The following is a 13,066-nucleotide window of genomic DNA, read 5'->3' on the forward strand; positions in this document are numbered from 1 at the left end:
TTTATGTTTTACTGTATGAATCATACAAAGAAAGTACGCGCCTTATATAATTTTGTGTTTCACGGTAAGGCGGTACGCCGTAATTGTACTTAGCCACAGCTCCTTCGCCCGCATTATAAGCGGCAAGTGCGAGCGTCAAGTTTCCTCGGTAAAGATTCAAAAGGTAACGCAGATAACGAGCGCCGCCTTCGATGTTATTGCCGGGATGAAAAACATCATCAACTTTCAGGGCTGAAGCGGTCTGCGGCATCAATTGCATGAGTCCTTTTGCACCGGCGCGTGAAACGGCATGATGATTAAAATTGGATTCCGCTTTGATGACGGCTTTAATCAAGGCGACATCCAGATTAAATTTACTGGCTGCCTGGGCAATAATAGTGTCATATTGACGAATATTACTGACTTTGGGGAAAAGAATTCTTTTTTCTTTAAGAATCATTACGTATTTGGCGTTAGTATTGGAAGGTACGTTCGTCAGATGAATTACGCCATCGTTGTCCTCGTATTTATAAATATCGGCGAAAGCCGGAACAACATAGGACAGCAGCAGAACCACTAAAACCAAAAAGACTGATGGCAGTGTTCCAAATAATTTTAAAAATGTTATGTTTGTCTTAGAGATCATGGTTTTATCATACGTTAATGAGAAATATAATTCAAGCAGAAATATTCCTATCGTTCATGCCGGAGTTCCATTTCAAGCATGACATTCTGATACTTTATCGAATTTCGATGAAAAAATCTTTGATAACTCTCGTGGTGGACAGATTTTTTGTTTGTTCTTGACATGATTTCGCGATGGTGGTAATGACCTCAGCACTTTAAAAGACAGTATGTCGGGGCGTGGCGCAGTCTGGTAGCGTATCTGAATGGGGTTCAGAGGGCCGGTGGTTCAAATCCACTCGCCCCGACCAATGAAAATAAAATGGATTAGCAGGTAACTGCTAATCCATTTTTTATATCCACAAAATCGCAGCAATATGTAAAATATGTTTATCAGATTGGAGGTATTCCACTGGATGTTGAGGGATGGATAGGATATTTATATGGTATTACAACTGAATTGAACAATATACGGGACAACCGGTTTTTAAATTATCCGAAAACTATAACTCAAGATACCTGATGGTACAGAAAGATGGCGCAGAAAGAAGAGAGCTGCAATGCATTTTCATCCATAAGCTGTAGTCAGCTCATTTAACAACTGCTTTTCTGGCAGTTTAGCATTACCATTAATACCCACCGATGTTCCTCTAATTACCTCCAGTGAAATGGTGTAACTTCATTCACATCATACGGGCATTGCAGCACTCTTCACCTTTAATCTACTGCTGCTTGCTGTTAATGTCAAGTAGTGTATCGAATATGGATTTCTAAGGTGCTTCGGATAGTTTGGGCGTATTTCATAATTGTCTTCGGGAGCCACGCACAATGGTTTTTCTGTCAATTGTTATTTGGATTGATTTGTAATCAACGAGAATGTATAAGAAAATCATCCATATGGTTAAGAAGATAGCCATATTACAAATTAAATTCGAAAAGAACGTAAATTTCCAGCAATCCATCTCATGAGGTGCGGTTTGACGACTCCAAATATTCCTGCAGCTGATCCTTTTACACAACATGTCCGGCCTGGCGGCATATCTCGCCTATTTCCAATTATCTCAACACTGCGAAGTTATCAACGCGACTGGGTGTTACCCGATATTGCTGCAGGACTGGTGCTTACCGCCATTCTGGTTCCTGTCGGAATGGGCTATGCCGCAGCCTCGGGCTTACCTGCCATTTACGGCCTGTATGCCACAATCGCTCCGCTGATCGTGTATGCCATCTTTGGACCAAGCCGTATCCTGGTTCTGGGGCCGGACTCTGCACTGGCTGCAATCATTGCGGCAACGATTCTGCCGCTGGCTGCAGGTAATGCTGATAAGGCGGTGGCCTTGGCCTCCATGCTTGCTGTTTTATCGGGGGTGTTATGTATCCTGGCGGGTTTGGCAAAGTTCGGTTTTATAACCGATCTTCTATCGAGGCCTATTCGAGACGGTTATCTAAACGGAATTGCGCTGACGGTATTGATTGGCCAGTTGCCGAAGATCTTCGGCTTTTCCGTAAGTGGAAGTAATTTTATAAAAGAAGCAAACAATCTTGTGCAAGGTATTTTGAATAGACAAATCAACTGGACGGCTTGTGTCATTGGTTTGTCCTGTCTCATTGTGATTCTCGGATGCAAGCGGTTGGTCCCGAGAATTCCGGGTGTGTTGATTGCTGTAGCCGGTGCAACGATCTCTGTTTCTTTGCTGGATTTGTCCGCCAGAGCGGGAATTGCCGTATGCGGTCCGTTGCCGCAAGGTATGCCTCAATTCACAATTCCAACTGTTTCGCTTTCCGAGTTAAGCACCTTATGTGCTGCCGCCGTTGCCATCGCACTCGTGTCTTTTGCCGATACGAGCGCACTTTCACGAACGTTTGCTCACCGGACAGGCTCTGAGGTTGACAGCAATCAGGAAATCATTGCTCTCGGTGCAGCCAATGTTGCAGCCGGATTGTTTCAGGGATTTCCCGTAAGCAGCAGCGCGTCGCGAACGCCAGTAGCTGAAGCCGCCGGCGCTAAGACCCAACTTACCGGTGTGGTCGGGGCAGTGTCTATAGCGCTCTTATTGATATATACCCCGGGGCTTTTACAGAACCTGCCTCAGGCCGCGCTCGGCGCTATTGTAATTGCCGCCTGCATCAATCTGGTTGAAATTCGAAGTGTCCTGCGTCTTTATCAACTGCGGCGCGATGAGTTTGTGTTATCCTTTGTTTGTTTTTTCGGTGTGGTGATACTGGGCGTTATTCAGGGTATCTTTATTGCCGTCGGTCTGGCACTGCTCGCCTTCATTTGGCGTGCATGGCAGCCTTATGATGCCGTGCTCGGTCACGTGGATGGCCTGAAAAGCTATCACGATATTTCCCGTCATCCTGAAGCCAAACGCATTGAGGGACTAGTGCTTTTCCGTTGGGATGCGCCGCTGTTTTTTGCCAACGCCGAAATATTCCGCAATCAGGTGCTGCGCGCGATAGCCAACGCCCCGACACAGACTAAATGGGTTGTCGTTGCAGCTGAACCGATTACGGACGTGGATATTACGGCTGCCGATGTGCTGGCCGATCTCGATCAAACGTTACATCAGGCCGGTATGGATTTATTTTTTGCAGAGATGAAAGGACCGGTGAAAGACAGTTTAAAACGTTATGGTCTGTTCAACAGGCTGGGCATCGAGAATTTCTTTCCTACTATTGATCAAGCTGTTGAGCGTTATTTGATCGTGCACAAAATCGAATAATATGAGTTAAATAGCCTGATAATATTGTTGAATATTCTGAGGAATTGATCACTGCAGACTCAAATACTTTTCAGAAATTTCAAAATAGTCAGTTTTCGAGCTGAAACCCCTTTTTGTTAAAGAGATTAAGGCATATATCGGCCACATTTTTATCATAAATGATGCCCCTGTTTTCCTGTATCTCATTCAAGGCTTTTGCTATTCCAAGAGCCGGTCTGTATGGTCTGGGGGATGCCATAGCCTCGACGACGTCGGCAATCGCTATGATTCTCGACTCTATGAGGATCTGGTCCCCGGAGAGACCTCGAGGATAACCTGAGCCGTTCATTCTTTCGTGATGCTCATAGACGATTTCGGCGACAGGGTATTTATATTCTATGTTTTTTAATATTTCATAACCGGCACTCGCATGCTGCTTCAGGATGTTAAATTCGTGTGCGCTAATTTTCCCGGGCCGGCTGAGAAACTCTGCAGGTACATATATTTTCCCGATATCGTGAAGCAAACCTGCCGTCTGGATAGCCTTGGTGTGATCTTCACTAAAATTCATTTCTTTAGAAATTGCTACAGCAAGTTTTGTTACTCTTGCCTGGTGACCTGCGGTATAGGGGTCTCTCACTTCAACGGTCATGGAGAGTGCGCCGGTAGTTTCATCTAAAACTCGTCGTAATGTAATCTCAGCGGTAATATCGATAACGGTTCCCTGGTAATAAATGAAATTGCCCCTTTCATCATAAATTGCCCGAAGGTTCATAGAAACCCATATCTTGCTTTTATCTTTTTTATAAAATTGCGTCTCAAATCCTTTAACGTATCCGTTTGGTTTTAGAAGTTTTATGAGCTCCAGGCGCCGGGACGTATCTACATATAGATTTTTGATATTTGACGTTAAAGAAATATATTCTTCCGGTGATGCATAGCCCAGCAAACCAGCCAACGCTGCATTGGCCATGATGCACTTCCCATCTATGGTTGTCTGGAATATGCCCTCTATGGCTCCCTCAACAATACTCCGGTATTTTGTTTCGCTTTCTTTTATTCCCTCCTCATTGACCTTGCGCTCTACAATCTCAAATAGCAGATCATCATTGGTCTTGATCAGATCACGCGTTCTTTCCCGAACCTCTTTTTCGAGTTGATCATGGGATTCCTGTAACGCCCTTTCTGCATCCTTCTTTTCTGTTATGTCATTTCCAATGCAAATAATTTCAACCACTCGTCCTTTTTCATCAAGAACCGCCCTGTTCGTCCATAGGATCCAGACTCTGCTCCCGTCTTTCTTTATGTTTTGATTTTCGCTTCTCATGTGTTTTCCGGTATTTTGACAGATCGATTTAATAAAAGCGGTGAGATCACGACCCGATGATTCAACTTCCGGGACGATAGTTCCAATTACATTTTTCCTGATTATTTCTTTGCTTGCATATCTGAAATATTTCCGGGCAAACTTATTCATGAATAAAATATTTCCAGCAGTGTCAATGCGAAGAATAATGCTGTTTGCAAACTCAACAAGTTCACGGTATTCATTTTTGCTTTTCTTCAATATTTCGACCGAATGCTTATAATGAACTTCAGATTTTTTAATCCGTTGGATTGATTTGTGCATCTGTTCAATTTTATTTAGCAGTTGCTCTTTTGTCATGGCTCCATTCCAGGCTCTGATCATAGAATAAAGTAGCATAAAGTGATTGATTAAAAAACATGTTTTGTAGAAAAGGACAATCAGGCAAGAGAGCCGGGGGGAGTACTGATCGTAAGAGTAAAACGATTCGTCCCATCGTGGAGCAGAATGTAACGCAAATCATCAATGCAGTCATGAGCAAGTTTCAGGCCCACTGCTTCAAAAGTTGTCGATGCAAAGGATTCTTCCTTACCAGGCATAAAATGTTTTTCCAGTAACCCCTGTGGACCATGGTGTTCAATGATAATGAGAAGAGTTGCGTTTTCCTGTCGGTAAGTTATCATAATCCTTGAAGGGTGTTTTTCCTGTTTGACCATTTTTAGACAATATCCAAAAACTTCTTCTAGAGCCAGTGCGGTCTTGAGTATTTCAGCCTTTGCTAAACCGCACTGATTGCCGATATTTTCCGTTATCTTTTGTATTAAGGTCAGCATTCGGATGTCTGGCATTACGGTTACACTGATGATGTCTTTGGGGTGGTGGTACATAGGCTATCCTTTCCGCTTGGCGGCAAATAAAGCATATCACAGCTCGTTAATATTACAGTACCATAAATCTTCAATTTGCAAACAGTCGCCCTTGCGTTTTGCTTCTTATTTACGGCCACATGCGCCATATTCAATATCATCTGGTTGTTTGTGGTCAAGTAAAAGATGACATAGCCCCTGTTGTACGTGCAATATTTATCAGATTCTTCTAAGTATCCTGAGTGTTACTTTCTTCGAGATTCGCAAATTTACAAGGCACCTTGAAATAAAATTTGCGATAAACAAGAGGAACTATTCAGCAACTAGTTGAATATATATGATTAATGTTAGAAAGAAGGGGCAGATATTTATATATTTCAGCTGGAGAATAAAAGTAAATAGATTTTAAGCAAGGGTCATCTTTTTCTTGCATTAAAGGGAATTATCATTTACAGGAAAAGCGTAATTTGATTGATTTTGTTGCAGTGCGCCGATGTTAATCCGCGTTGACATTTTAAATATTGAATATAAGATTCCAAAATCATCAAAAGGCGAGAGTGGCGGAATTGGCAGACGCACTGGACTTAGGATCCAGCGGGTAAAACCTTAGGAGTTCAAGTCTCCTCTCTCGCACCAGAATGAATGAGCATTATAATTAAAATATAAGGAGAAAAAAGTAGTGAGCGAGCTTTCCGTAAAACTAGAAGATATCAGTCAGGTTAAGAAAAAGATGTCATTTGAAGTGCCTTGGGCTTTTGTGAAAGATGAGCTGGAAAATGTTTATCGTGATATTGGGAAAAAGGCTAAGATTAAGGGTTTCCGTCCGGGTAAAATTCCGCGTAAGGTGCTTGAAAATTATTTTAAGGCCGATGCGGAAGGGGAGGCTATTACCAATATCGTCAACAAATACTATTGGCAGGAACTTGATAACCTCGGAATAGTAACGCTTTCTCGTCCGGAAATCGAGCAGGATGGATTGAAGGAAAATACGGATTTTTCATTCAGCGCTTCGTTTGAGACAGAACCCGATTTTGAACCGCAAGGCTATCAGGGGTTGGAATTAGAGAAACTTAATATCACCATATCGGAAGAAGACCTGGATAAGCGTCTTCAGGAAGTCCGTAAGATGTTTGCCACCATGCAGGATGTCACAGAGGACCGTCAGGCAGTGATGGGAGATTTCGTATTAATTGATTTTTCGGGGAAATTGGATGGCCAGGCGCTTCCCGAACTCCAATCTGAAAATTTCATGCTGGAGCTGGGCTCAAAGAGATTTATTCCTGGGTTTGAAGAGCAGCTTGTTGGAATGAAAAATGGCGAGTCTAAGGATGTTAATGTAACTTTTCCGGAAGATTATCATGAGAAAAAAATGGCTGGAAAAGATGTTACGTTCAACGTGACATTAAAAGGGCTCAAAGAACAAAAATTACCTGAAATAGATGAAAACTTTATAAAAAATTTCGACAAGTACAATACTCTGGAAGACTTAAAGAATGATGTTAAAAAATCAATGGAGGATCAGTGTAAGCGCCAGAGCGACGCGGAGTTAAGAGATAAGATAACAGAAGCCATTGTAAAAGCCAATGAGTTTGAAGCGCCGCCGTCATTGGTAGAGCGCCAGATTTTCTATATGATAAGTGACACGCAAAAAAGAATGAAATCTGCCGGGATGGATGAAAAAAACGCAATGGAATTGAGCTTCCGTATGCATGACCAATTTAAACAGGATGCGGAAAAAACGGTCAAATCTTTTCTGCTTCTCAAAAAGATAGCCGAAAAAGAAGCCATTTCGGTGTCTGATAATGATCTTGACAATCATTTCAGGGAATTAGCTGAAATACATCATACGGATTATGAAGTCGTTAAAAGCGCTTATGATAACGAAGAGAGAATGAATTCTCTGAAATCGGAAATTATTCAGAAAAAGGTATTTGACTTTATTGAGCAGCGGGCCAATATTAAAGCAGTCGAGAAAATCGGAATGGCGCAGGAGGCTGTTTAATGAATTTAATACCCATGGTGGTAGAACAGGATGGGCGAGGTGAAAGAGCATTCGACATCTATTCCCGTCTTTTAAAGGACAGAATCATATTTCTGGGAACTGCCATTGATGATAACGTGGCAAATGTGGTCGTCGCACAAATGCTTTATCTGGAAGCCGAGGATCCGGATAAAGAAATATTTTTCTACCTGAATTCTCCCGGTGGCAGCGTCAGCTCGGGCATGGCGATATATGATACGATGCAGTATATTAAACCTCAGATTAACACGGTATGCATGGGGCAATCGGCCAGTATGGCGGCAATACTTCTGGCGGCCGGTGAGAAAGGGAAAAGGTTTGCATTGCCGCATTCGCGAATATTAATCCATCAGCCTTTAGGTGGATTTCAGGGGCAAGCTACGGATATTGACATTCAGGCCAGGGAAATTTTAAGATTAAAAGACGAATTAAATAAAATTCTTTCTGAGTTAACAGGTCAGCCACTGGAGAAAATCATGAATGATACGGAGCGTGATTACTTCATGACCAGTCAGCAGGCTAAAGAATATGGTTTGATTGACGAAATAGTAGTTAGAAAACCGGCAATAACCGGAGTGAATAAAGGAGAAGTTAAGTGATCAAAAGAAGTAAAGATAATCGAGGGCAAGGTATGCTATTTTGTTCATTTTGCGGGAAAATGCAAAGCGAAGTACGCAAGTTAGTTGCCGGCCCGACTGCTTATATTTGTGATGAATGTATTGAATTGTGCCGATGTATTGTTGAAGAAGAAGAGAAAACGGTAGAAAAAGGCCCCAAAAATGTTTTGCCTGAACCGAAAGAAATCAAGAAATTCCTTGATTCCTATGTTATTGGGCAGGAAAAAACAAAGAAAATTCTATCTGTTGCAGTTTATAATCATTATAAAAGACTGTTCTCCAATGTCAGTTCAACAGATGGTGTTGAAATTCAGAAAAGCAATGTCCTTTTGGTAGGTCCTACCGGATCGGGAAAAACGTTACTTGCCAAGACATTAGCAAAGTTTCTTAATGTTCCCTTTACGATAGCGGATGCTACAACCTTGACCGAGGCAGGTTATGTAGGTGAGGATGTTGAAAATATTATCCTGAGTCTGCTGCAAAATGCGGATTACGATGTCGCGCGGGCCTCAAAAGGAATTGTTTATATTGATGAAATAGATAAAATAGCAAAAAAATCAGGCAATCCATCCATTACCCGTGATGTCTCCGGAGAAGGTGTTCAGCAGGCCTTGTTGAAAATTATGGAAGGAACGATGGCCAATATTCCGCCGAAAGGTGGCCGCAAGCATCCGCAACAGGAATTCATTCAGGTAGATACGACTAATATACTATTTATTTGCGGGGGTGCATTCAACGATCTGGAAACAATTATTTCCAAACGTATTGGAACTAACACTATGGGGTTTGGCGCGGAAATCAAAAGCAAGAAAGAAAAAAGAATAGGCGAGCTGCTGGTGGATGTTCGTTCTGAAGATCTGCTCAAGTTCGGTCTTATTCCCGAATTTATCGGACGCCTTCCCGTCATTTCCACGCTTGATGATCTGGACGAATCCGCTCTTGTTCGTATTTTAATGGAACCTAAAGATTCTATCATCAAACAATATAAGAAATTGTTCGAATTAGAAAACGTCAATCTGAAATTCACCGACGGTGCACTGAGGTGCGTTGCCAAATTGTCCATGGAAAGAAAATCCGGAGCACGCGGTTTACGTTCCATTTTAGAAAACACAATGCTCGAAGTGATGTATGATATTCCGTCACAACGGGATATAAAAGAATGTGTGATCAGCGAAGAAGTTGTTCTCAATAAGGAAAAACCTATTTTGATATACGACACAAAATCTGAATCCGCATAACAAATAATTATTTAGGAAAAATGAATGACCGAAGAACAAAGTTATAATAATCAAAATAAAACAAACATCATTCCACTTTTGCCTCTCCGGGATGTCGTTGTCTTTCCGCATATGATTGTGCCCTTATTTGTAGGTCGTGAGAAGTCCATCGCTGCGTTGGAATCCGCCATGAAATATGAAAAAGGGATTTTCATGGTAGCCCAGAAAAACGCGAAAAAAGATGATCCTGCTGAAGAAGACATTTACCGGGTTGGAACGATCGGCATTATTATTCAATTGCTGCGGCTGCCTGATGGAACGGTAAAAGTGCTGGTTGAAGGTAAAACACGCGGTACTATCCAGGAATATCTTAAGAATGATGATTTCTTTCTTGTAAAAGTCGCTGATATTGAAGATGTTGATGATGATCCCAATGATGTCAGAAAACAGGCACTGATGCGCAGCATCAAAGAATCCTTCGAACTCTATTTGAAACTGAGCAAAAAAGTACATGTGGAAATGATGGGAACAATTGCGGCAATTGAAGACCCGTCCAAGCTTGCTGATGTGGTAGTTACACATCTGAATGTGAAGCTGGAAGATAAACAGAAGATCATGGAAATCTATAACATCAGTGAACGGCTGGAAGCTATTTATTCACTGATGCTCTCTGAGATAGAGATTCTGCAGGTTGAAGAAAAAATTAAGCGCCGCGTCAAAAAGCAGATGGAGAAAACTCAGAAGGATTACTATCTGAATGAGCAAATGCGCGCCATTCAGAAAGAAATGGGCGAGAAAGATGATTTCAAGAATGAAATAGCGGATCTTGAAAAGCGTCTCAAGCAAAAGAAACTCTCCGAAGAAGCCACAAAAAAAGTACGCCAGGAAATTAAAAAACTTCAAATGATGTCGCCCATGTCGGCGGAAGCTACCGTTGTTCGAAATTACATCGATTGGCTGTTGGATATGCCATGGTCGGAAGTCACGGAGAATAAGTACACTTTGAAAGAATCGGAAAATATTCTTGATGAAGACCATTATGGCTTGAAAAAGGTTAAGGAACGGATTATTGAATATCTGGCTGTTCAATCCCTGGTTAAAAAAAATAAGGGACCGATTCTTTGTCTGGTTGGACCTCCCGGTGTTGGGAAAACGTCAATCGCCAAATCAGTGGCCCGGGCAACAAATCGAAAGTTTGTTCGCATCTCTCTGGGTGGTGTCCGCGATGAAGCGGAAATCCGTGGTCATCGCAGAACCTATATTGGCGCCATGCCGGGGAAGATCATCCAGTCTCTGAAAAAAGCGGGTTCGAATAATCCCGTCTTCTGTTTGGATGAAGTAGATAAGCTCAGTTCCGATTTTAGAGGCGATCCCTCTTCAGCGCTGCTTGAGGTGCTTGACCCAGAACAGAATGTTGCATTCAATGATAATTATCTGGATGTTGATTATAATTTATCCGATATTATGTTCATCACGACAGCCAACGTACTGCAAACGATACCGGCCCCGTTACAGGACAGAATGGAAGTAATCCGTATTGCCGGTTATACCGAACAGGAAAAACTTCAAATTGCAACAAAATTCCTGCTGACAAAGGAAACGGAAGCTAATGGTCTGGTTGCCGATAATATTGAATTTACGAAAGGCGCCGTGCTGCGCATTATCCGGGAATATACCAGGGAAGCAGGGGTGCGCAATCTGGAGCGGGAGATCGCATCAGTCTGCCGTAAAGTGGCCAAAGAAATAGTCAGTAACGGCGCCAGGAAAAAAATTATCATCGGCTCTAAAAGCATCCAGAAGTATTTAGGCGTTCCAAAATTCCGGCATGGTGAAACAGAAGAGAAGAATCAGATTGGATTGACAACCGGATTAGCCTGGACGGAAGTCGGCGGCGAATTGCTGGCGATTGAAGCATCTATCATGGAAGGAACGGGCCGAATGGTCATGACAGGTAAACTGGGCGACGTTATGCAGGAATCGGTTCAGGCAGCTCTGACCTATATCCGTGCTAGAGCCGAAAAATTTGGTTTGCCGAAAAACTTTTACAAGAAAATAGATATTCACGTCCATGTACCTGAGGGAGCGATTCCCAAAGACGGCCCGTCCGCGGGAATTGCAATGGCTACGTCCATTGCATCAGCCCTTATGAAGAAGAAGGTCCGTGCAGATATGGCAATGACGGGTGAAATAACGTTAAGAGGAAGGGTGTTGCCTATAGGTGGATTAAAAGAAAAGATTCTTGCAGCCCACCGTGGGAATATAAAAATGGTCATTATTCCTAAAGACAATGAAAAGGACCTGACGGAAGTACCGCAAAACGTCCAGCACGCCCTGAAAATCGTTTTTGTCGATCACATTGACGAGGTGCTGGATATCGCATTTGTAAATGATGGCGATGTTTTTAACAATGCTGCAAAAACCGATATGCAGGTTAGCGCCCAGCCTGTGAATTAACGGAGATTTCTGATTTTATAGCTTGACAAGAAATCTCAATATTGCTAGAAGCCATGCAGCTTTTTTTGGGCATGTGGGCGGGTAGCTCAGTTGGAAGAGCGCCACGCTTACACCGTGGATGTCACAGGTTCGAGCCCTGTCCCGCCTACCAGAAAAAGAATATGAATAATGATTTTTTGGGGTCATAGTTAAGTTGGTTATAACGCCGGCCTGTCACGCCGGAGGGCAGGGGTTCAAGTCCCCTTGGCCCCGCCATAAAATCAAAGGGAGTCGGCTTATTGCGGCTCCCTTTTTTTGTGATACATTCTTTCGATAAGGGTGATTGACATAATCTGTTGAGCATGTTTAATAAGTATCTAAATTATTATCGAAAAAGAGGTTGCAGGAAAAGTGGATTATGAAGGAATGATCATACGCCCGCCCAGTGAGGCGCATAGTTTGCTTTTGCAGGTTACTGTAGGCTGTTCACACAACCGATGCACGTTCTGCGGCACATACCGGCAAAAGAAATTCAAGATAAAATCCATGGAACGGATAGAGAAGGATTTGCGGGAAGCCGGAAGTTACGGCCATATTGAAAAGCTTTTCTTGTGCGACGGAGACGCGCTAATTATACCTCAACCCAGACTGGAAGAAATTCTGTTCATGATAAAACGCTATCTTCCGAAACAGGAACGGATTGGCAGCTATGCTAATGCAAAAAGTATTTTGAGAAAATCGATTGATGATCTAAAAAAACTCAGCGAACTGGGTTTAAAAATTATTTATTTAGGCGTGGAAACGGGTAATGCCGAATTACTCAAGAATATTGACAAAGGTGCAACACGCGAACAAATGGTCGAAGCGGCAAAGCGCATCCATGAAGCAGGTATCGAGCTTTCGGCGACGGTAATTCTTGGTGTAGGCGGCATTGAAAAAAGCATCGAACATGCCATGGATACGGCGAGTCTTCTGACAGACATGGATCCGGATTATGTGGGTGCGTTGACGCTCATGCTCGTGCCCCAAACACCTCTTTACAATGATTACATGTCCGGACGATTTGTTCTCCCGGATAAAATTGGATTTATCCGGGAATTGCATTTGATGATTGCCCACTCTAATCTTACAGACTGCTATTTTACATCCAATCACGCATCCAACTATCTACCGATCAAAGCGCGTTTACCACGGCAGAAAGAAATAATATTAAAAATGATCGCTTCAGTTATTGATGAAAAAGATTTGAGCAGAATGCGGCCTGAGTATTTACGCGGACTATGATCTCGTGAGAAATTATAA

Annotated in this window: 9 protein-coding genes and 4 tRNA genes; 10 read left to right on the forward strand and 3 right to left on the reverse strand. The window is 42.6% G+C overall.

Going from position 1 to position 13,066, the window contains the following annotated elements; translation table 11 throughout:
- Window position 1: 1 nt before the first annotated feature.
- Complete coding sequence (locus CVU71_02415; GenBank protein ID PKN20660.1) at window positions 2-625, reverse strand: lytic transglycosylase; 624 nt, start codon at window positions 623-625, stop codon at window positions 2-4.
- Between the two features lie 212 nt (window positions 626-837).
- Between CVU71_02415 and CVU71_02420 the strand changes: the two genes are divergently transcribed.
- Both CVU71_02420 and CVU71_02425 read left to right on the forward strand, forming a co-directional pair.
- A tRNA-Pro gene (locus CVU71_02420) sits at window positions 838-914 on the forward strand.
- Window positions 915-1,568: 654 nt separating this feature from the next.
- The gene (locus tag CVU71_02425; protein ID PKN20661.1) at window positions 1,569-3,326 is read left to right on the forward strand and encodes a sodium-independent anion transporter; all 1,758 of its coding nucleotides are present in this window, start codon (window positions 1,569-1,571) and stop codon (window positions 3,324-3,326) included.
- Between the two features lie 88 nt (window positions 3,327-3,414).
- Here the strand turns inward: CVU71_02425 and CVU71_02430 are convergent, their stop codons facing one another.
- A complete protein-coding gene (locus CVU71_02430; GenBank protein PKN20662.1) occupies window positions 3,415-5,010 on the reverse strand; it encodes a hypothetical protein in 1,596 nt (531 codons plus the stop codon).
- 41 nt (window positions 5,011-5,051) lie between these two features.
- Complete coding sequence (locus tag CVU71_02435; GenBank protein PKN20663.1) at window positions 5,052-5,498, reverse strand: hypothetical protein; 447 nt, start codon at window positions 5,496-5,498, stop codon at window positions 5,052-5,054.
- A gap of 530 nt (window positions 5,499-6,028) precedes the next feature.
- Here CVU71_02435 and CVU71_02440 point away from each other — a divergent pair.
- The 8 genes from CVU71_02440 (at window position 6,029) to CVU71_02475 (ending at window position 13,048) form a co-directional block, all read left to right on the forward strand.
- Window positions 6,029-6,113, forward strand: a tRNA-Leu gene (locus CVU71_02440).
- 43 nt (window positions 6,114-6,156) lie between these two features.
- The gene (gene tig, locus CVU71_02445) at window positions 6,157-7,479 is read left to right on the forward strand and encodes a trigger factor (GenBank protein ID PKN20664.1); all 1,323 of its coding nucleotides are present in this window, start codon (window positions 6,157-6,159) and stop codon (window positions 7,477-7,479) included.
- Entirely contained in the window at window positions 7,479-8,096 is a 618-nt protein-coding gene (clpP, locus tag CVU71_02450; protein PKN20665.1) for an ATP-dependent Clp endopeptidase, proteolytic subunit ClpP, read from the forward strand. Before tig ends, clpP begins: the two co-directional genes overlap by 1 nt.
- Window positions 8,097-8,128: 32 nt before the next feature.
- Window positions 8,129-9,352 carry an ATP-dependent Clp protease ATP-binding subunit ClpX gene (locus CVU71_02455; protein ID PKN21045.1) on the forward strand — a complete coding sequence of 408 codons (1,224 nt, stop codon included), beginning with the start codon at window positions 8,129-8,131 and terminating at the stop codon, window positions 9,350-9,352.
- Window positions 9,353-9,376: 24 nt separating this feature from the next.
- Window positions 9,377-11,785: an endopeptidase La gene (locus CVU71_02460; GenBank protein PKN20666.1), complete on the forward strand. Its 2,409-nt coding sequence runs from the start codon at window positions 9,377-9,379 to the stop codon at window positions 11,783-11,785.
- A gap of 75 nt (window positions 11,786-11,860) precedes the next feature.
- Window positions 11,861-11,936 (forward strand) — tRNA-Val (locus CVU71_02465).
- A 27-nt stretch (window positions 11,937-11,963) separates the two neighbouring features.
- Window positions 11,964-12,040: transfer RNA gene (locus CVU71_02470), tRNA-Asp, on the forward strand.
- A 135-nt stretch (window positions 12,041-12,175) separates the two neighbouring features.
- A complete protein-coding gene (locus CVU71_02475) occupies window positions 12,176-13,048 on the forward strand; it encodes a radical SAM protein (protein ID PKN20667.1) in 873 nt (290 codons plus the stop codon).
- Window positions 13,049-13,066: the final 18 nt, after the last annotated feature.

It is taken from the genome of Deltaproteobacteria bacterium HGW-Deltaproteobacteria-6, from assembly GCA_002840435.1.
GTDB lineage: Bacteria > Desulfobacterota > Syntrophia > Syntrophales > Smithellaceae > UBA8904.